The organism is Pseudomonas sp. P39-UII1, from assembly GCF_039672635.1.
Taxonomy (GTDB): Bacteria; Pseudomonadota; Gammaproteobacteria; order Pseudomonadales; family Pseudomonadaceae; genus Aquipseudomonas.
In genome coordinates this window covers 1-19065 of the sequence record NZ_JBDFPP010000026.1, presented here as the reverse complement: position 1 = coordinate 19065, position 19065 = coordinate 1, and the positions used below count along the sequence as shown (strand labels likewise).

Annotated in this window: 19 protein-coding genes and 1 other RNA gene; 5 read left to right on the top strand and 15 right to left on the bottom strand. The window is 63.6% G+C overall.

Annotation, left to right across the window (positions count from 1 at the left end; translation table 11 throughout):
- Positions 1–6 precede the first annotated feature (6 nt).
- The 14 genes from ABEH27_RS22605 to rsmI form a co-directional block, all read right to left on the bottom strand.
- Positions 7–963, bottom strand: a complete 957-nt coding sequence (locus ABEH27_RS22605; protein ID WP_346615698.1) for a D-alanine--D-alanine ligase — start codon at positions 961–963, stop codon at positions 7–9.
- Positions 960–2408, bottom strand: coding sequence for a UDP-N-acetylmuramate--L-alanine ligase (gene murC, locus ABEH27_RS22600; RefSeq protein WP_346615697.1), 1449 nt, complete (start codon positions 2406–2408; stop codon positions 960–962). Before murC ends, ABEH27_RS22605 begins: the two co-directional genes overlap by 4 nt.
- Positions 2401–3480: an undecaprenyldiphospho-muramoylpentapeptide beta-N-acetylglucosaminyltransferase gene (gene murG / locus ABEH27_RS22595; protein ID WP_346615696.1), complete on the bottom strand. Its 1080-nt coding sequence runs from the start codon at positions 3478–3480 to the stop codon at positions 2401–2403. Before murG ends, murC begins: the two co-directional genes overlap by 8 nt.
- Positions 3470–4681, bottom strand: coding sequence for a putative lipid II flippase FtsW (gene ftsW / locus ABEH27_RS22590; protein ID WP_346615730.1), 1212 nt, complete (start codon positions 4679–4681; stop codon positions 3470–3472). Before ftsW ends, murG begins: the two co-directional genes overlap by 11 nt.
- Complete coding sequence (murD, locus tag ABEH27_RS22585; RefSeq protein ID WP_346615695.1) at positions 4681–6027, bottom strand: UDP-N-acetylmuramoyl-L-alanine--D-glutamate ligase; 1347 nt, start codon at positions 6025–6027, stop codon at positions 4681–4683. The genes ftsW and murD overlap by 1 nt, the downstream gene beginning before the upstream one ends.
- Positions 6028–6033: 6 nt before the next feature.
- The gene (gene mraY, locus ABEH27_RS22580) at positions 6034–7116 is read right to left on the bottom strand and encodes a phospho-N-acetylmuramoyl-pentapeptide-transferase (protein WP_346615694.1); all 1083 of its coding nucleotides are present in this window, start codon (positions 7114–7116) and stop codon (positions 6034–6036) included.
- Positions 7116–8483 carry a UDP-N-acetylmuramoyl-tripeptide--D-alanyl-D-alanine ligase gene (gene murF, locus ABEH27_RS22575; protein ID WP_346615693.1) on the bottom strand — a complete coding sequence of 456 codons (1368 nt, stop codon included), beginning with the start codon at positions 8481–8483 and terminating at the stop codon, positions 7116–7118. Before murF ends, mraY begins: the two co-directional genes overlap by 1 nt.
- Positions 8476–9966 (bottom strand): UDP-N-acetylmuramoyl-L-alanyl-D-glutamate--2,6-diaminopimelate ligase, encoded by a 1491-nt coding sequence (locus tag ABEH27_RS22570; protein ID WP_346615692.1) that lies wholly within the window; start codon positions 9964–9966, stop codon positions 8476–8478. Before ABEH27_RS22570 ends, murF begins: the two co-directional genes overlap by 8 nt.
- Positions 9963–11696: a penicillin-binding protein 2 gene (locus ABEH27_RS22565; RefSeq protein WP_346615729.1), complete on the bottom strand. Its 1734-nt coding sequence runs from the start codon at positions 11694–11696 to the stop codon at positions 9963–9965. The genes ABEH27_RS22570 and ABEH27_RS22565 overlap by 4 nt, the downstream gene beginning before the upstream one ends.
- On the bottom strand, positions 11696–11989 hold the full coding sequence (ftsL, locus tag ABEH27_RS22560; RefSeq protein WP_346615691.1) for a cell division protein FtsL: 294 nt from the start codon (positions 11987–11989) through the stop codon (positions 11696–11698). The genes ABEH27_RS22565 and ftsL overlap by 1 nt, the downstream gene beginning before the upstream one ends.
- Positions 11986–12927, bottom strand: a complete 942-nt coding sequence (rsmH, locus tag ABEH27_RS22555) for a 16S rRNA (cytosine(1402)-N(4))-methyltransferase RsmH (protein WP_346615728.1) — start codon at positions 12925–12927, stop codon at positions 11986–11988. Before rsmH ends, ftsL begins: the two co-directional genes overlap by 4 nt.
- A 2-nt stretch (positions 12928–12929) precedes the next feature.
- A complete protein-coding gene (gene mraZ, locus ABEH27_RS22550) occupies positions 12930–13385 on the bottom strand; it encodes a division/cell wall cluster transcriptional repressor MraZ (protein WP_011535546.1) in 456 nt (151 codons plus the stop codon).
- Positions 13386–13692: 307 nt separating this feature from the next.
- Positions 13693–14052: RNase P RNA component class A (gene rnpB / locus ABEH27_RS22545), an RNA gene on the bottom strand.
- A gap of 67 nt (positions 14053–14119) precedes the next feature.
- On the bottom strand, positions 14120–14995 hold the full coding sequence (gene rsmI, locus ABEH27_RS22540; RefSeq protein WP_346615690.1) for a 16S rRNA (cytidine(1402)-2'-O)-methyltransferase: 876 nt from the start codon (positions 14993–14995) through the stop codon (positions 14120–14122).
- A gap of 188 nt (positions 14996–15183) precedes the next feature.
- On the opposite strand from rsmI, the gene ABEH27_RS22535 reads away from it, so the two are divergent.
- The 5 genes from ABEH27_RS22535 to ABEH27_RS22515 all read left to right on the top strand — a co-directional run bounded on the left by ABEH27_RS22535 (position 15184) and on the right by ABEH27_RS22515 (position 18927).
- Positions 15184–17001, top strand: a complete 1818-nt coding sequence (locus ABEH27_RS22535) for a penicillin-binding protein activator (protein WP_346615689.1) — start codon at positions 15184–15186, stop codon at positions 16999–17001.
- Positions 17001–17372 carry a YraN family protein gene (locus ABEH27_RS22530; protein ID WP_346615688.1) on the top strand — a complete coding sequence of 124 codons (372 nt, stop codon included), beginning with the start codon at positions 17001–17003 and terminating at the stop codon, positions 17370–17372. Before ABEH27_RS22535 ends, ABEH27_RS22530 begins: the two co-directional genes overlap by 1 nt.
- An 86-nt stretch (positions 17373–17458) precedes the next feature.
- The gene (locus tag ABEH27_RS22525; RefSeq protein ID WP_008097558.1) at positions 17459–18052 is read left to right on the top strand and encodes a phosphoheptose isomerase; all 594 of its coding nucleotides are present in this window, start codon (positions 17459–17461) and stop codon (positions 18050–18052) included.
- On the top strand, positions 18049–18627 hold the full coding sequence (locus tag ABEH27_RS22520) for a BON domain-containing protein (RefSeq protein WP_346615687.1): 579 nt from the start codon (positions 18049–18051) through the stop codon (positions 18625–18627). The genes ABEH27_RS22525 and ABEH27_RS22520 overlap by 4 nt, the downstream gene beginning before the upstream one ends.
- A gap of 81 nt (positions 18628–18708) precedes the next feature.
- Entirely contained in the window at positions 18709–18927 is a 219-nt protein-coding gene (locus ABEH27_RS22515) for a YgdI/YgdR family lipoprotein (protein WP_346615686.1), read from the top strand.
- A gap of 60 nt (positions 18928–18987) precedes the next feature.
- Here ABEH27_RS22515 and ABEH27_RS22510 read toward each other — a convergent pair.
- A partial coding sequence (locus tag ABEH27_RS22510) for an integrase core domain-containing protein (protein WP_146146908.1) occupies positions 18988–19065 on the bottom strand: 78 nt, incomplete at its 5' end.

Here is a 19065-nt window from a genome sequence, read left to right as displayed (position 1 = left end):
GGCTTGTTAACCTCGCGTCGCTACGCTGTCGGCCAGGATCGCCAGCACCAGTTGCTGGAAGTCCAGGCCGGCCGCGCGGGCCGCCATGGGCACCAGGCTATGATCAGTCATGCCCGGTGCGGTGTTGACTTCGAGCAGCCAGAACCGGCCCTGCTCGTCCTGCATCACGTCCAGCCGGCCCCAGCCTTCGATGCCAATGGCATCGCAGGCGCGCGCGGTCAGGTCGATCAGTTCCTGTTCCTTGACGGTGTCCAGGCCACACGGGATGCGGTACTGGGTGTCGTTGGCGATGTACTTGGCGTCGTAGTCGTAGAACACGTGCGGGGTGCCCAGCGCGATCGGCGGCAGCACCTGGCCACGCAGAACCGCGATGGTGAACTCCGGGCCGTGGATCCATTGCTCGACCAGAACTTGCGAATCGTAATTGGCAGCGTCCTTCCAGGCAGCGATCAATTCTTGCTCGCTGCTCACCTTGGCCATGCCGATGCTAGAGCCTTCATGGGCAGGTTTGACGATCAGCGGGAAGCCCAGTTCCGTACTTGCTGCAACACAATCACTTTCGCTGGCCAATACGGCGTGGCGCGGGGTCGGAATACCCAGGCTCTGCCACACCTGCTTGGTGCGCAGCTTGTCCATGGCCAGGGCCGAAGCGAGGATGCCGCTGCCGGTGTAAGGGATGCCGAGGCACTCCAGCAGGCCTTGCATGCTGCCGTCTTCACCGCCACGGCCGTGCAGGATGATGAAGGCGCGGTCGATCTTCTCGCTTTGCAGGCGTGCCAGCAGGTCGTCGCCCACGTCGATGGCGACGACATCCACACCGGCGCTGGTCAGGGCTTCGATCACCGCGGCGCCGGACTTCAGCGATACCTCACGCTCGGCGCTCTTGCCGCCGTACAGCACAGCCACGCGGCCGAATGCCTTGACGTCCAGGGTCGAGTGCAACTTGTCGTAGGCGCTGGTCATTTCGACTTCTCCTGCTTGGCGCCAGCGAACAGCGGGCTTTTCATCAATTGCGGGGCCAGGCCACCGACGTCACCGGCACCCTGGCACAGCAGGATGTCGCCGGCGCGCAGCAGCGGCTGGACCACCGGCGCCAGCTCGGCGCCACGTTCGATGTAGATCGGGTCCAGCTTGCCGCGCTGGCGGATGCTGTGGCACAGCTGGCGGCTGTCGGCCCCAGGGATCGGCTCTTCGCCGGCCGGATAGACCTCCATCAGCAGCAGCACGTTGGCATCGCCCAGCACTTGTACGAAGTCGTCGTACAGGTCGCGGGTGCGGCTATAACGGTGCGGCTGATAGACAATCACCAGGCGCCGGCTTGGCCAGCCGCCACGCACGGCCTTGATCACCGCGGCCACTTCGGTCGGGTGGTGGCCGTAGTCGTCGACCAGCATCACGCTGCCGCCGTCGACTGGCAGCTCGCCGTATACCTGGAAGCGTCGGCCGACGCCCTGGAAGCCCGACAGGCCCTGGACGATGGCTTCGTCGCTGATACCTTCGTCGGTGGCGATGGCGATGGTGGCCAGCGCGTTGAGCACGTTGTGGTTGCCGGGCATGTTCACCGACACTTCCAGCGGCTCGCAGTCGCGGCGCAGCACGGTGAAATGGGTCTGCATGCCCTGCTGGCGCACGTTGATGGCGCGGATATCGGCCTCTTCGCTGAAGCCATAGGTCACGGTCGGGCGCTTGACCTGTGGCAGGATCTCGCGCACCACCGGGTCATCCAGGCACATCACGGCCAGGCCGTAGAACGGCAGGTTGTGCAGGAACTCGACGAAGGTTTTCTTCAGTTTGTTGAAGTCACCTTCGTACGTGGCCATGTGATCGGCGTCGATGTTGGTGACCACGGCGACCATCGGTTGCAGGTGCAGGAAGCTCGCGTCGCTTTCATCGGCTTCGGCGATCAGGTAGCGGCTGGTGCCCAGCTGGGCATTGGTGCCCGCAGCGGTCAGGCGGCCACCAATGACGAAGGTCGGGTCCAGGCCGCCTGCGGCGAACACCGAGGCCAGCAAACTGGTGGTGGTGGTCTTGCCGTGGGTACCGGCAACAGCGACGCCGTGGCGATAGCGCATCAGCTCGGCGAGCATCTCGGCACGCGGCACCACCGGAATGCGCCGCTCAAGGGCGGTGGCAACTTCCGGGTTGGCCGGGTTGATGGCGCTGGACACCACCAGCACATCGGCATTGGCGGCGTTCTCGGCGCGGTGGCCGACGAAGATCTCGGCGCCGAACGACTCCAGGCGCTCGGTGACCGGCGACGCCTTGAGGTCGGAACCGGACACCTGGTAGCCCAGGTTCAGCAGTACTTCGGCGATACCGCACATGCCCACGCCGCCGATGCCGACGAAGTGGATGCGGTTGATCCGGCCCATTTTCGGGTGGGGCATGGCTTTCTGGCTTTCAACCATGGGCCACCTCCAGGCAGATATCGACCACGGTGCTGGTTGCTGCAGGCTTGGCCAGGCGCCGTGCGGTGCCTGCCATGGTGTTGAGTTTCTCGGGTTGCATCAGCACCTCGTTCAGGCGTTCAGCGAGCTGCGCTGCGCCAGTTGTCGCTTGTGGCATAAGGAAGGCGGCGCCTTCCCGAGCCAGATATTGGGCGTTGTGGGTCTGGTGGTCGTCGATCGCATAGGGCAAAGGCACCAGCATCGAAGGCAGGCCCGCCGCCGCGAGTTCGCTGACAGTCAGGGCACCGGCCCGGCACACCACCAGGTCGGCCCAGCCATAGGCATGGGCCATGTCTTTGATGAACGGTTCTACCTGAGCCTCGACCCCCGCCTCCTGATAACGCTCGGCGGTGATCGGCGCGTGGCTCTTGCCGGCCTGATGGAACACCTCGGGCCGCAGGTTCGCGGGCACCTCGGACAGGGCCTTAGGCAACAATTTGTTCAATGGTTCCGCACCCAGGCTGCCCCCCATTACCAACAGGCGGGCGCGGCGCTCGGCCAGGGGCGCACGGTGTGCGTCCATGAACAGCTCCGGGCGCACTGGGTTGCCAGTGGTACGCAGCTTGTCATTGGCCTCGAAGGTACCTGGGAACGCTTCGCAGACGCGTGCCGACAGCGGCACCAGCAGGCGATTGGCAGTCCCGGCACGGGCGTTCTGTTCGTGAATCACCAGCGGCACGCCGCAAAGGCGTGCAGCCACGCCGCCTGGGCCTGTGAGGTAGCCGCCAAAGCCGACCACACAGACCGGCTTGAGCTGCCGAATGATCCGGCGCGCTTGCAGCACGGCCTTGACCAGGGTGAACGGCGCCTTGAGCAGCGACAGCTTGCCCTTGCCACGCAGGCCGCTGACCTGGATCAGGTGCAGCGGCAAGCCGGCCTGCGGCACCAGCTCATTTTCGATACCGCGCGGGGTGCCCAGCCAGTGCACGCTGTAACCGCGCGCCTGGAATTCACGGGCGCAGGCCAGGGCCGGGAACACATGGCCCCCAGTGCCGCCTGCCATGATCAGTACGTTCTTGCCGTCAGCGGCCATGACTGGTCTCCTCGGCAAAATCGCTTTCCTTGAATTCGTGCTCCTCGCTGCCCAGGTGCGTGCGGCTCTCCCACTCGATGCGCAGCAACAAGCCTACGCAGGCGCAGCAGATCACCAGCGAGCTGCCCCCGTAGCTGAGGAACGGCAAGGTCAGGCCCTTGGTCGGCAGCAGGCCGACGTTCACGCCGATATTGATGAGGAACTGGCCGATCCAGAGGAACGCCAGGCCGAACGCCATGTAGGCGGCAAAGAACTGTTTGGCCTTCTCGGCCCACAGGCCGATGTACAGGGCGCGGACGGTGACGAAGACGAACAGCGCGATGGTCACCAGCGAACCGACCACACCCAGTTCTTCGGCGAGCACCGAGAACACGAAGTCGGTGTGCGCTTCGGGCAGGTAGAACTGCTTCTGGACGCTATTGCCCAGGCCCACGCCCAGCCACTCGCCGCGGCCGAAGGCAATCAGTGCCTGGGTCAGCTGGTAGCCGGAGCCGAACTGGTCGGACCAGGGGTCGGTGAAGGTGATCAGACGTGCCATCCGGTAAGGCTGCGCCTGCACCAGCACGAATACCGCAACCACCGCCAGCACCACCATCAGGCTGAAGCGGAATAGCCCCACCCCGCCGAGGAACAGCATGGCTGCGGCGGCGCCCATCATCACCACGGTGGCGCCGAAGTCCGGCTCCATCAGCAGCAGGCCAGCCATCGGCAGCAGCACGATGAACGGTTTGAAGAAGCCCATCCAGCTTTCGCGCACCTCGGTCTGCCGGCGTACCAGGTAGCCTGCGAGGTAGATGACCACGAAGACCTTGGCGATCTCCGAGGGCTGGACGTTGAAGAAGCTGAAACCGATCCAGCGCATCGAGCCGTTCACTTCACGACCGATGCCGGGCACCAGCACCATGACCAGCAGCGCGAAGGCACCGACCAGCATCATGAAGCCCATGCGCTGCCAGGTGGCGATCGGCACCATCATGGTCGCGCCGCAGGCGACCAGGCCGATGGCCACGTACACCAGGTGGCGGAACATGTGGTAGAGCGGGTTGCCCGATTGCACCGCCGCTACTTCCGACGACGCCGAAGTGATCATCACCAGGCCCAGGCCAAGCAGCGCCAGGCAGCCGGCCAGGAAGGCGAAGTCGAGGTCGATGCCACGGCCGCTGATCAGCGGCGACGGGTACGGCTTGAGGATGCCGAAGATCATGCCAGCCCCCCCGCCGCCTGGGCGAACAGGCGCCCGCGTTCTTCGAAGTTCTTGAACATGTCGAGGCTGGCGCAGGCTGGCGACAGCAGCACGGCATCGCCGGGCTGTGCCAGGTCGGCACACTGTTGCACGGCCTCGTCCAGGGCCTTGACCCGCACCAGTGGTACGCCGTCGCCCAGAGCTTCAGCCAGGCGCTCGGCATCACGGCCGAGCAACACCACGGCGCGGCAGAAGCGTGCGACCGGCTCGCGCAGGGCAGCGAAATCGGCACCCTTGCCGTCACCACCGGCGATCAGCACCAGCTTGCCTTCGATGTCCGCGCCCAAGCCTTCGATGGCTGCCAGCGCTGCGCCAACGTTGGTGGCCTTGGAATCGTCGTACCAGTTCACGCCGTTGCGTTCACGCACCCACTGGCAACGATGGGCCAGGCCACCGAACTCGCGCAGGGCCGCGAGCATCGGCTCGAACGGCAGGCCTGCAGCATGGCCCAGGGCCAGGGCCGCCAGGGCGTTGCTCTGGTTGTGGGCGCCACGCACTTTCAGCTCGCGCGCCGGCATCAGCGCCTGGAATTCGAAGGCCAGGTATTTCTCGCCATCCACTTCACGCAGGCCGAACCCTTTGAAGTCCGGCTGGTTGAGGCCGAAGGTCCAGCATGGGCGGCCTTCCACCGGCAGCGGCCGGGTCAGGGCGTCCTGGCGGTTGACCACCACCTGCTGGGCGCCACGGAAAATCCGGTGCTTGGCCAAGTGATAGGCAGGCAGCCCGCTGTAGCGGTCCATGTGGTCTTCGCTGATGTTGAGCACGGTGGCGACTTCGGCGTTGAGCTGGTCGGTGGTTTCCAATTGGAAGCTCGACAGCTCCATGACGTACAGCTCGACATCATCGCTGAGCAGGTCCAGGGCCGGGGTGCCCAGGTTGCCACCGACAGCCACGCGTTTGCCTGCCTTGGCAGCCATCTCGCCGACCAGGGTGGTCACGGTGCTTTTCGCGTTGGAGCCACTGATCGCGATGATCGGAGCCTTGGCATGGCGGGCGAACAGTTCGATGTCGCCGGACAGTTTGACGCCACGCGCTGCAGCCTGCTGCAGCGCCGGGGTAGCCAGGGCCAGGCCGGGGCTCACGTACAGCTCATTGGCGCGGCACAGGAAGTCCACGTCCAGTTCACCACAGCGTACTTCCACCTGCGGGTAATCACGGCGCAGGGTGTCCAGTTCCGGCGGCTGCTCACGGGTGTCGGCGACCGCAAAGGCAATGCCCCGGCTCGCCAGGAAGCGAACCAGGGACATGCCGCTCTTGCCGAGGCCGACAACGATGCGGAATTGGTCGGAAGCGATCAGTGACACGCTCGTCTACCTCAGTTTCAGGGTTGCAAGGCCGATCAGCACCAGAATCACGGTGATGATCCAGAAACGGACGATCACGCGCGGCTCAGGCCAGCCCTTGAGTTCGAAGTGGTGGTGGATCGGCGCCATGCGGAACACGCGCTTGCCGGTCAACTTGAAGGAGGCGACCTGGATCACCACCGACAGGGTTTCCATGACGAAGATGCCACCCATGATGAACAGCACGATTTCCTGGCGCACGATCACGGCGATGGTGCCCAGCGCGGCGCCCAGCGCCAGCGCGCCGACGTCGCCCATGAACACCTGGGCCGGATACGTGTTGAACCACAGGAAGCCGAGGCCCGCGCCGATCAACGCGCCGCAGAACACGATCAGTTCGCCCGAGCCGGGTACGTACGGGATCAGCAGGTATTCGGCGAATTTCACGTTACCCGACAGGTAGCAGAAGATGCCCAGGGCGCCGCCGACCATGACCGTTGGCATGATCGCCAGGCCATCCAGGCCGTCAGTCAGGTTGACCGCGTTGCTCGAGCCGACGATGACGAAGTAGGTCAGGATGACGAAGCCGATACCCAGCGGAATGGTGACGTCCTTGAGGAACGGCACGATCAGGGTGGTTTCGACACTGGTCGGCGCTGTCTTGTACAGGAAGATTGCAGCACCCAGGCCGAACACCGACTGCCAGAAGTACTTCCAGCGGCTCGGCAGGCCACGCGAGTTCTTTTCGATCACTTTGCGGTAATCGTCGACCCAGCCGATGGCCCCGAACAACATCGTGACGATCAGCACCGTCCACACGTAACGGTTGGACAGGTCGGCCCACAGCAGGGTGCTGATGCCGATGGCGGACAGGATCAAGGCACCGCCCATGGTAGGGGTGCCTGATTTGGACAAGTGCGATTGCGGGCCGTCATTACGGACAGCCTGACCGATCTGGCGAATCTGCAGGGTACGGATCATCCACGGGCCCAGGCACAGTGCCAGCGACAACGCGGTCAGTACACCGAGGATCCCGCGCAGGGACAGGTACTGGAAGACCGCGAAGCCCTTGTGGAACTGTTGCAGATACTCAGCCAACAGCAGCAGCATTAATGTTTCTCCCCGCTGGCACCGCACAGTGCAGCCACGACGTTTTCCATCGCAGCGCTGCGCGAGCCCTTGATCAAGATAGTGGTATTGCTGGCAGTCTCGGCGCGAACGGCTTCGATCAGCTCAGCTTGAGTAGCGAAATGCCGGCCATCGGCGCCGAACGCCGTGACCGCATGAATCATGTTGGTACCCACTGCATACAGGGCGTCGACCTTGCCGCGTGCGTAATCGCCCACCTGACGGTGGCCTTCCTCCGCCCACTGGCCCAGTTCGCCGATATCCCCAAGCACCAGAACGGTGCGCCCGGAAAAGCCGGCGAGTATATCAATGGCCGCGCACATCGAGGTGGGATTTGCGTTGTAACTGTCATCGATCACCCGCACGCCGTTAGGCGCGATCTGCGCCACGGTGCGGCCCTTGACCGGCTGCACGGCATTCAGGCCGGCGGCGATGCCGTTCAGGCTCAGACCAACGGCATGGGCGGCGGCCGCGGCGGCCAGGGCGTTGCTGACGTTATGCTCACCCAGCACGTTGAGTTGCACCGCCACCGAGTCACCGGCGCCATGCAGCGTGAACGACGGGCAGCCACGGGCATCGCGACCGATGTCACTGGCGTAGAAGTCCGCCTTGATATCGCTGCGGGCGAAACTGATGACCGTGTGCGCACCGGCGCGGGCTTTCCAGGTAGCGAAAGCCTTGTCGTCCAGATTCAGAATGGCCGTACCGCCCTCGCCCAGGCCTTCGAGGATTTCGCCTTTGGCTTCGACGATTTTCTCTGGGCCGCCGAACTCGCCGACATGGGCAGTACCGGCGTTATTGATGATGACCACCTGCGGCCGGGCAAGGCCGACGGTGTAGCGAATTTCACCAATGCGCGACGCCCCCAGCTCGATCACCGCAGCGCTGTGCTCCGGGGCGATTTCCAGCAGGGTCAGCGGTGCGCCGAGGTCATTGTTCAGGTTGCCGCGGGTCGCATGCACCAGGCCACGGGTGCGCAGGATACTGGCAAGCATCTCCTTGACCGTGGTCTTGCCGCTGGAGCCGGTAATGGCCACCACCGGTTTGTCGAATGCGGCGCGGTTCAGCGCACCCAGCTGGCCCAACGCCACGCGGCAGTCCTTGACCAGCAGTTGTGGCAGGTCGACATCGGCGACCTCACGCTCGACCAGAGCCGCCACGGCACCCTTGGCCTTCACATCAGCCAGGTAGTCATGGCCATCGAAACGCGGGCCGGTCAGGGCAATGAACAACTGCCCGGCACCGACACTGCGGCTATCGATGCTGACACCGGTGAAGCTGGCATCGGCGCCGACCTGCCGAGCACTCAGTGCTGTGGTCAGCTGGCTGAGTGTCATGGGCTTAAGCATGTGGAGCCTCCCAGGCTGAAAGTGCCTTCTCGGCTTCGACCAGATCGGAGAAATCATGGCGCTCGCCATGGATCTCCTGATAGTCCTCGTGCCCCTTGCCAGCCAGAACGATGACGTCGTCGGCGGCAGCGGTAGCGATCAGGCGGGCAATGGCCTCGCCACGGCCAGCGACGAATTCGACGTCGGCAGGCTGGGCAAAACCAGGGCGAATATCGTCGAAGATGCCTTGCGGGTCTTCGCTACGCGGGTTGTCGTCGGTGACCAGCACACGGTCAGCCAGGCGCTCGGCAACCTCGGCCATCAGCGGGCGTTTGCCGCGGTCGCGGTCGCCACCACAGCCGAACAGGCACAGCAGCTGGCCATGGGCGTGAGGGCGCAAGGCCTCGAGGACCTTTTCCAGGGCGTCTGGAGTGTGTGCGTAATCGACCACCACCAGCGGCTTCTTGCCACCGCCCAGGCGCTGCATGCGGCCAACAGGCCCTTGCAGCTGTGGGGTGACTTTGAGAATTTCGTCCAGCGAGTAATCCAGCGCCAGCAACGCCGCCACGGCCGCGAGCACGTTGCTCAGGTTGAAGCGGCCGAGCAGCTGGCTGCGCAAGGTGCGTTCACCCTGGGCGGTCACCAGCACTGCGCGCACGCCATCGTCATCGAACTTCGCTTCACGGCAGTACAGGGAAGCGTCCGGGTTTTCCAGGCTGTAGCTGAGCAGCCGTGTCTCGACATGGTCAGCGTTCGGGCGGCGGGCGAAGTCTGCCGCCAGGCGACGGCCAAAGTCGTCATCCAGGTTGACCACCTGGCAACGCAGGCTGGGCCAGGCGAACAGCTTGGCCTTGGCGGCCTCGTAGGCCTCCATGCTGCCGTGGTAGTCGAGGTGATCACGGGACAGGTTGGTCATGACCGCGATGTCGAATTCCAGCGCAGCGACACGGCCCTGCTCCAGGGCATGCGAGGACACTTCCATCGCCACGGCCTTGGCGCCGCCCTTCTTCAGGTCGTAAAGGGTCGACTGCACGGCGATCGGGTCTGGCGTGGTCAGGCGGCCGCTCTGCAACTCGCCGTAGAAACCGGTACCCAGCGTACCGATCAGGCCACAACGCTGGCCAAGCGCATCAAGCGCCTGCGCCAACAGCTGGGTGACGCTGGTCTTGCCATTGGTGCCGGTAACCCCGATCAGGTTCAGCTGACGGCTCGGCTCGCCGTAAAAGCGACCGGCGATGGACGACAGCTGGGCGATCAAGCCTTTGACCGGAATCAGCGGCACGTCGGTGATCGGCAGCACGCTGGCGCCCTGCACTTCATAAGCGACTGCAGCGGCGCCATGGGCCAGGGCATCGGCGATATGATCGCGGCCATCGACCTTGGCGCCCGGTACGGCCAGGAACAGGTCGCCCGGGCGCACGGCACGGCTGTCCAGGGTCAGCTCACGGATCAAGGGGTCGCGGCTGGCGTCGGCGAAAAGCTTGCTCAGTGGCATTGTCATCATCCACGCCCTCCCTTGGCGGGTACTGCATTGACTTGCTGCGGGTCTGTGGCTGGCGGCAGGTTATCCGGCGGCACGTTCATCAGCCGCAGGGTGCCCGACATGACCTTGCTGAACACTGGCGCAGATACCAGGCCACCGAAGTAACCGCCCTTGCTCGGCTCATCGATGACCACGACGATGGCGTAACGCGGGTCGCTCATCGGGCCGAAGCCTGCAAACAGCGAGCGGTAGGCGTTTTCGGTGTAGCCCTTGGACCCCACGGTGGCTTTACGCGCGGTGCCCGACTTGCCACCCACGTGATAGAACGGCACCTGGGCACGGAACACCCCGCGCGGCGCTTCGATCACCTGCTGCAACATGCCTTGCACGGTTTCAGCGGTTTCTTTCGGGATGGCCTGCACGGCTTCCGGCGCCTTGTCGACCTTGAGGATCGACAGCGGCACCATCTTGCCGTCGTTGGCCAGCGCCGCGTAGGCATGAACCAGCTGCAATGCGGTAACCGATACGCCATAGCCGTACGACAGGGTTGCTGTCTCGGCCTTGCGCCACTCGCGGTGGTTGGGCAGGTTGCCAACCCGCTCGCCCGGGAAGCCCAGGCCGGTGTACTGGCCCAGGCCGACCTGGGACATGACCCGGTAGATGGCTTCACCGCCGATGTCGAAGGCGATCTTGCTCATGCCGACGTTACTGGAGTTGATCAGGATGCCGGTCAGGTCGAGGATCGGGCCTTCGCTTCGGGAAACGTCCTTGATGGTGTATCGGCCGATCTGCAGGCTGCCCGGGTAGACCTCGACCTTGTCGGTGGTTTTCCAGCGGCCACTCTGCAATGCGGCACTCATGGAGATCGGCTTCACGGTCGAGCCTGGCTCGAACACGTCGATAATGGCGCGGTTACGCATCGCGGCCGGGAACATGCTGCGGCGGTTGTTCGGGTTGTAGGTCGGCTGGTTGACCATGGCCAGGACCTCACCGGTCTTCACGTCCATGATCACCAGGCTGCCGGCCTTGGCATCCTGTTCAGCGATGGCGTTGCGCAGCTCGCGGGTGGCCAGGTATTGCAGGCGCAGGTCGATGGACAACGCCAAGGTCTTGCCGGCCTTGGCGTTCTTGGTCACCTGGATGTCCTTGATCAGCCGGCCGCGTCGGTCCTTGATCACCTGCCGCTTGCCAGGCACACCGGCCAGCCACTCATCGTAGGCCAGTTCCACCCCTTCACGACCGTGGTCGTCGAGGTCGGTGAAGCCAACCATGTGGGCGGTGACATCGCCGGCCGGATAGAAGCGGCGGAATTCTTCGAGGCCGTACACCCCAGGCACTTTCAGGTCGAGCACGTGCTGGCCCTGCTCCGGGGTCAGGCCACGGACCAGGTAGATGAATTCCTTGCCCGCCTGCTGGGTGAGGCGCTCGGTCAGCTGCTGGGCATTTTGCCCCAGCGCCGCGGCCAGCTGCGGCCAGCGCTCCTTGGACGCCTGCATCTCCTTGGGGTTTGCCCACAAGGTGGTGACCGGCGTGCTGACGGCCAGCGGCTCACCGTTGCGGTCGGTAATCAGACCACGGTGTGCCGGGATAGGAATATGACGCAGGCTGCGGGCATCGCCCTGGCCTTTGAGGAAGTCACGGTCGACTACCTGCAAGTCGATGATGCGCCAGCAGATGGCACCGACCATCACCGCCAGCAAGCCGATCACTACGCGAAAACGCCAAGGGTAGAGTGCGCCTTCGAGCTTCATCATGGCGCCACCATCCGCACTTCGTCAGCCGCAGGCACACGCATTTTCAGCTGCTCGGAGGCCAGGCTCTCGATACGGCTGGCAGCGGTCCAGGTACTTTGTTCGAGGATCAGCCGGCCCCACTCGGCCTGGGCCTTGTCGCGCTCATTCAATTCACCGTACAAAGTGTTGAGCAACTGGCGGTTCCAGTGGGCGCTATACGACACGGCGATGGCCGAAACGAGCACACCGACAAACAGCAGAAGCATCAGGAAGCTTCCGCCTGGCAAAGGCTTGGCAAATAGCCGGCTCACCGAAGCTTCTCCGCCACCCGCATCACGGCGCTGCGCGACCGCGGGTTGGCTTTGAGTTCCGCTTCCGAGGCGAATTGTGCCTTGCCGATGAGCTTGATTTTTGGCTCGAAGACCTTGTGCTGCACAGGCAGGTTGCGCGGCAGGTTGTCTGCCTCACCCTTGACCAGCTTGCGCATGAACAGTTTGACGATGCGGTCTTCGAGCGAATGGAAGCTGATCACCGCCAGGCGACCGCCGACCTCCAGCGCATCGAGTGCAGCCTCAAGGCCTGTCTCGAGGTCGCCCAACTCGTTGTTGACGTGGATGCGCAGGCCCTGGAAGGCGCGGGTAGCCGGGTTCTTGCCCTTTTCCCAGGCGGGGTTGGCGACCTTGAGCACTTCGGCCAGGTCGGCGGTACGGGTGAAAGGCTGCTTTTCACGGCGCTCCACGACGGCTCGCGCCATGCGCCCGGCAAAACGCTCCTCGCCGTACTCTTTGAATACGCGGGCGATTTCTTCCGCAGGCGCGGTGGCGATGAACTCGGCGGCGCTGATGCCCTGGTCAGGGTTCATGCGCATGTCCAGCGGGCCATCATTGAGGAAGCTGAAGCCACGCTCAGGGTCGTCCAGCTGCGGCGAGGAAACGCCCAGGTCAAGCAGGATACCGCTGACCTTGCCGTCCAGGCCGCGCTCGGCCACCTCGGCCCCCAGCTCGGCAAAACTGCGCTGCACAATGACAAAGCGGCCGTCTTCGGCCGCTAGCGCTTGCCCGGTGGCAATCGCTTGTGGATCTTTGTCGAAGCCCAGCAGCCGACCTTGCGGCCCCAGCTTGCTGAGGATCAGACGGCTGTGCCCGCCTCGACCGAAAGTGCCGTCGAGATAGCAACCGTCGGCGCGCAGGGCCAATGCCTCGACAGCTTCGTCGAGCAGGACGGTGATGTGGTTGAAGCCGCTATCTATGGTCACAGGATCAGGTCACGCAAATCGTCGGGCATGGCGCCCGGTTGTTGGATAGCTGCAAGATCGGCTGCCGAAACTGCGTTCCAGGCATCCTCATCCCACAGCTGGAATTTGTTCAGCTGCCCCACCAGCATCGCCTTCTTGTCCAGCTTGGCGTACTCACGCAGACGGGGCGGCACCAGGAAACGCCCACTGCCATCGAGCTCCAGGTCAACCGCATTACCAATCAGCAAACGCTGGAGGCGGCGGTTTTCCTCACGCAACGACGGCAAGGCGCGCAACTTGGCTTCAATCTGTTCCCACTCATCGAGGGGGTAAACACACAAGCAGGGGTCAACGGCGTCGATGGTCACGATCAGCTGACCATTGCAGCGCGAATCGAGCTCGTCACGGTACCGGCTCGGCATTGCGAGACGGCCCTTTGCATCGAGGCTGACGGCGTTGGCTCCGCGGAACACGGCTGCGATTCCCCACAATGTTAGCTTTTTTGTGCCAGAAAACCCACTTCATCCCACTTTCTGCCACTTGCGCACACTATAGGAATCCGCCCGCTGCACCGTCAAGGCACGTTCATAAGGAAAACCCTTACAGGACCGAGATTTAGCGCGATAAAGGAAGGAGGAAGGTGTGCCAGGGGATAAAAAAAACGTGAAAAATCAAACCGACTCAAACGAATGCAGTTCGAAGTTAAAGTGATTTATGAAGAGTAAGATCTTTTCGGTATTACCAGGAAGGATCTGCTATCGATCAAGCAGAAGGGAAGAGGTGGAGAGTCGATCTGTAAGCCGGGTTTTGTCGAGGACAGTCATTCCTCTACGACGGCCATCACTGGACGCCTCTAGCAACCTACCCGGTTCCGACGCGGGCCACGCCTGATGGAACCCTATTTGGTCTTGCTCCGAGTGGGGTTTACCTAGCCACGGACTGTTGCCAGCCGTGCGGTGCGCTCTTACCGCACCTTTTCACCCTTACCGGCACCGAAGTGCTTAGGCGGTTATTTTCTGTGGCACTTTCCGTAGGCTCGCGCCTCCCAGGCGTTACCTGGCACTCTGCCCTATGGAGCCCGGACTTTCCTCCCCCGTCTTTTGCGGAACAAAAGGCGGCAGCGACTGTCCGATCGACTCTCCGCCGACAAGGTTAACGGCACGCGCGCTCAAGAACAAGCGATACCGCAACTTATATCAAATAGCCACTACTGCTCTTTCTGCTTTTCCAGTGCTACTTGATACAACAGGTTCTTGCGCACACCGGTGATTTCCGCCGCCAACGCCGCTGCACGCTTGAGGGGCAACTCGGCCAGCAGCAGGTCTAGCACGCGCTGCGCTTCGGTGCTGATGGCCTGCTCGCCTTCAGGTGCGCTCCAGCCGCCCACCAGCACCACACACTCGCCGCGCTGCTGGTTGGAATCACCGGCCACGAATGCCCGTAACTCGGCGAGCGGCAACCCCTTGAGGGTCTCGAAGGTCTTGGTCAGCTCACGCGCCAGCAACGCCGGGCGCTCGCCCCCGAACACCAGCTCCATGTCTTCCAGGCATTCAAGGATACGGTGCGGTGCTTCATAGAAGATCAACGTACGCGGCTCTTCCCTGACCTGCTCCAGACGCGCCCGACGACCGGCAGTCTTGGCCGGCAGGAAACCTTCGAAGATGAATCGGTCAGACGGCAGTCCCGCCGCCGAGAGTGCAGCAATCAAGGCGCAGGCACCTGGCACGGGCACCACGTTGACGCCCGCAGCACGCGCCTGACGCACCAGGTGGTAGCCCGGATCGGAAATCAACGGGGTACCGGCATCGGACACCAGCGCCACATCCTCGCCGGCCAGCAGCTTGGTGATGAAGCGCCCACCTTCGTCGCGCTCGTTGTGCTCATGGCAGGCTGCCAAGGGCGTATCGATGCCGAAGTGCTGCAGCAGGCGGATCGAATGCCGGGTGTCCTCGGCGGCGATCAGGGCGACATCGGCCAGCACCTTCAATGCCCTGGCGCTCATGTCGTCGAGGTTGCCGATAGGGGTAGCGACCACGTACAGCGTCCCCACGGTGGATTTCGAAGCCCCTGCCACATCAGTCACTGCGCACACCTGTCTTTCGGATCAAAGGCGCCATTGTAGCCCGAGCGCCGGCAACAGGGCGCAAAGAACTTCACCCGCATCCACCGCCCAGCCACCTATAGTGAAGGTTCTGCAATCAGCATGATCGCGCCCCGGCCAACGCTTCGGTACAATTGCCGGCCAACTTGATCGAGTAACAGGACCTTTACATGATCGCTTGCCTGCGGCTGTTCACAGCCCTCTGCCTCGCTGCCTTGCTGGCAGCCTGCGCCAGCTCGCCCTCATCCAGCCTGGGCGAGCTGCCACGCACCCCGGACGCCAGCATCGAGCAACTGCTTGAAAAAGCGGCGACCAGCAAGTCCGCGCAGGACGCTGCCTTGCTGCGCCTGAGCGCTGCCGACCTGGCCTACCAGCAGAAGGACTACCCGCGCGCCGCACGCATTCTCGAGCAGGTCCCGATGGATACGCTCAAGCCTGCCCAGCAGATTTTCGCTGCCACCCTGAGCGCGGAACTGGCGATGAGCCGCAACCAGCCCAAGGCTGCCCTCAGCGCATTGTCGCACCCCAGCCTGCAGCACATCGCCGAGCTGCCGGAAGAGCAGCAGGTGCGCACCTACAGCGTGCACGCAGCCGCCCTTGAGGCCGATGGCCAGGCCCTGGCTGCAGCCCAGCAACGTGTACTGCTGACGCCTTTGCTCAGCGGCCAGGCCGCCAGCGCCAACAACGACGCGATCTGGGCGCTGGTGGCATCGCTGCCTGCCGAACAACTGCAGCAGCCTGCCAACAACCAGACCCTGGCTGGCTGGACCAGCCTGGCCCTGGCAGTGAAAAGCGCTGGCACCCTGGAGCAGCAGCAGGCAGCCATCGACACCTGGCGCAAACAGAACCCCGATCACCCGGCAGCCAAGCAACTGCCTCTGCCGTTGACCAGGCTCAAGGAGCTGGCCAGCCAGCCGCTGACCAAGATCGGCCTGCTGCTGCCCCAGGAAGGCCCGCTGGCCGGTGTGGCGCGCGCCCTGCGTGACGGCTTCATGGCCGCCCACTTCCAGGCCCAGCAGGCTGGCCAGCAGGCGCCAGCGGTGCAGGTGTACGACAGCTCGCGCATCGGCTCGCTCGACGACTTCTATCGCCAGGCCCAGGCCGATGGCGTGCAACTGGTGGTCGGCCCGCTGGAAAAGCCGCTGGTGAAGAAGCTTGCCGCCAACGCGCAATTGCCAATCACCACCCTCGCCCTGAACTACGCCGACGCCGGCCAGACCGCCCCGCCGCAGTTGTTCCAGTTCGGCCTCGCCGCCGAAGACGAAGCCCGCGAAGTCTCGCGGCGCGCCCGTGCCGACGGCAAGGTCCGTGCCGTGGCCCTGGTGCCGAGCGGTGAATGGGGCGACCGCGTGCTCGCTGCCTTCCGTCAGGATTGGGAAGGCAATGGCGGCACCATCATCGCCGCCGAGCGCATCGCCCAGCCTGTCGCCCTCGCCCAACAGATCGCCAACCTGTTCCAGCTGCGCCAGAGCGAAGGCCGCGCGCAAAGCCTGCAGAGCACCGTCGGCGGCACCATTGCTGCGCAGCCGTCGCGCCGCCAGGACATCGATTTCATCTTCCTGGCCTCGACCCCGCAACAGGCGCAGCAGATCAAACCGACCCTGAACTTCCAGTACGCCGGCGACGTACCGGTATACGCCACCTCGAACCTGTACAGTGCCAGCGGTGACGTCAACCAGTACAACGACATGAACGGCATCCGCTTCTGCGAAACGCCATGGCTGCTGGACACCACCAACAGCCTGCGCCAGCAGGTAGTTCAGCAATGGCCCCAAGCCGCCGGCAGCCTCGGCCGCCTGTATGCCATGGGCGTTGATGCCTACAGCCTGGCGCCGCGCCTGGGCCAGCTGAAAGCGCTGCCAGACAACCGCGTGCAAGGCCTTTCCGGCAGCCTGAGCATGAACCCCAGCCAGCGCATCGAACGCCAGCTGCCATGGGCCGAATTCTCGGGTGGCCAGGTCAAACGCCTGCCGGATACCGCTCGCTGATGCCTGACGCATCGCCAACCAGCGCTGGCCAGGCTGCAGAGAACCAGGCCCTTGAGTTCCTTCAAGGTCAAGGGTTGCAGCTACTGACGCGCAACTGGCGATGCAAAGGCGGTGAGCTTGATCTGGTCATGCTCGACGCCAATACAGTAGTATTCGTCGAAGTCCGCTACCGGTTGCATGCGGGCTTCGGTGGCGCCCTCGGCAGTATCGACGGGCGCAAGCAGAAGCGACTGGTGCTTGCCGCCAGCCTTTTTCTGCAGAAGGAGTCTCGCTGGGCCAACCACCCTTGCCGCTTCGACGTAGTCGCCTTGCAGGGTAGCCACCATGCAGGCCGGCCACTTCAATGGCTGAAAAACGCCTTCGAATGCTGAACCCACTCCCATTTTATTGCTCTATGTTTCGCGGGCTGGTCCCTGTTGCGCGTAGCAAAGGCCACCGCCCCACTTAAGGTCACCAGATGGACATGCAATCCCGAATCCGCCGGCTGTTCCAGGCCAGCATCGATACCAAGCAACAGGCAATGGACATCCTGGCACCGCACATCGAGCAGGCCAGCCTGGTCATGGTCAATGCGTTGCTCAACGAGGGCAAGATGCTCGCCTGCGGCAACGGCGGCTCGGCCGGCGACGCCCAGCACTTTTCTTCGGAACTGCTCAACCGCTTCGAGCGCGAGCGCCCGAGCCTGCCGGCGATCGCCCTGACCACCGACAGCTCGACACTGACCTCGATTGCCAACGACTACAGCTACAACGAAATCTTTTCCAAGCAGATCCGCGCCCTGGGCCAGCCCGGCGACGTTCTGCTGGCGATTTCGACCAGCGGCAACTCGGCCAACGTAATTCAAGCGATCCAGGCCGCACATGATCGCGAAATGATTGTCGTAGCATTGACCGGACGTGACGGCGGCGGCATGGCTTCGTTGCTGCTGCCCGAGGACGTGGAAATCCGCGTGCCTTCGACGGTCACTGCACGTATTCAGGAAGTCCACCTGCTGGCGATCCACTGCCTGTGCGATCTGATCGACAGCCAACTGTTCGGGAGTGAAGAATGATCCCCAAGCGCCTCGGCCTGATGGCCCTGACCCTGTGCCTGAGCGTCACCGGCTGCAGCTCGGTATTGACCTCGACCCGTAACTCGCCGATCGAAGACGATCGCGGTACACGCACCATCGGCAGCAAGATCGACGACTCGCTGATCGAAACCAAGGCCGCGGTCAACATTTCCAAGGCCAGCCCTGACCTGGACAACGGCTCGCACATCGTCGTCAGCAGCTACAACGGCGTTGTGCTGCTGGCAGGCCAGACCCCGCGGGCAGACCTCAAGAGCCTGGCTGAACAAACCGCCGGCCAAGTGCAGCGCGTCAAGAAGGTGCACAACGAGCTGCAGGTCATGCAGCCCTCCTCCATCCTTGCGCGCAACAACGACGCCTGGCTGACCACCAAGATCAAGACCCAGATGCTGACCGACAATGCCGTGCCCAGCTCGCGCATCAAGGTGATCACCGAGAACGGTATCGTCTACCTGCTCGGCCTGGTGACCCAGCAAGAAGCCAACTCGGCCACTGCCGTGGTACAGGGCGTGTCGGGCGTGCAGAAGATCGTCAAACTGTTCGAGTACATCGACTGATGCCTCTGCCTGGGCCGGCCTGTCGCGGGCCGGTGTAGGCAACGAACGTGCTCCACCCTTCCAGAACCCGGGAAACACCGCATGAAAAAGCTTTTGCTGCCTGCCCTGCTGTTTGGCACCTTCGCCACCCTGGCAGGCTGCTCCACGCCCAGCCTCATCACCCTGAATGACGGCCGCGAATTCCAGACCGTTGACGAGCCGAAATTCGACCAGGATTCCGGCTTCTACGAGTTCCAGCAACTCGATGGCAAGCAGACTCGCATCAACCGCGACCAGATTCGCACGATCAGCGATCTGTAAGCGCAGCGATGTGTCTAGTCCTGAAATAGGTTTACATCTGTTCAGGTAGGCCGACAGGCCTCAAAACGCCCGATGCACAGCATCGGGCGTTTTGTTTTTCAGGGCCATATGAGGCCGTTCTGTGTTGTAGATCTGCAC

Bases quoted from the DNA above. Each gene is read 5' to 3' on its own strand.
- ABEH27_RS22605 (WP_346615698.1), bottom strand. From the start codon at position 963: ATGACCAGCGCCTACGACAAGTTGCACTCGACCCTGGACGTCAAGGCA.
- murC (WP_346615697.1), bottom strand. From the start codon at position 2,408: ATGGTTGAAAGCCAGAAAGCCATGCCCCACCCGAAAATGGGCCGGATC.
- murG (WP_346615696.1), bottom strand. From the start codon at position 3,480: ATGGCCGCTGACGGCAAGAACGTACTGATCATGGCAGGCGGCACTGGG.
- mraY (WP_346615694.1), bottom strand. From the start codon at position 7,116: ATGCTGCTGCTGTTGGCTGAGTATCTGCAACAGTTCCACAAGGGCTTC.
- murF (WP_346615693.1), bottom strand. From the start codon at position 8,483: ATGCTTAAGCCCATGACACTCAGCCAGCTGACCACAGCACTGAGTGCT.
- ABEH27_RS22570 (WP_346615692.1), bottom strand. From the start codon at position 9,966: ATGATGACAATGCCACTGAGCAAGCTTTTCGCCGACGCCAGCCGCGAC.
- ABEH27_RS22565 (WP_346615729.1), bottom strand. From the start codon at position 11,696: ATGAAGCTCGAAGGCGCACTCTACCCTTGGCGTTTTCGCGTAGTGATC.
- ABEH27_RS22535 (WP_346615689.1), top strand. From the start codon at position 15,184: ATGATCGCTTGCCTGCGGCTGTTCACAGCCCTCTGCCTCGCTGCCTTG.
- ABEH27_RS22530 (WP_346615688.1), top strand. From the start codon at position 17,001: ATGCCTGACGCATCGCCAACCAGCGCTGGCCAGGCTGCAGAGAACCAG.
- ABEH27_RS22525 (WP_008097558.1), top strand. From the start codon at position 17,459: ATGGACATGCAATCCCGAATCCGCCGGCTGTTCCAGGCCAGCATCGAT.
- ABEH27_RS22520 (WP_346615687.1), top strand. From the start codon at position 18,049: ATGATCCCCAAGCGCCTCGGCCTGATGGCCCTGACCCTGTGCCTGAGC.
- ABEH27_RS22515 (WP_346615686.1), top strand. From the start codon at position 18,709: ATGAAAAAGCTTTTGCTGCCTGCCCTGCTGTTTGGCACCTTCGCCACC.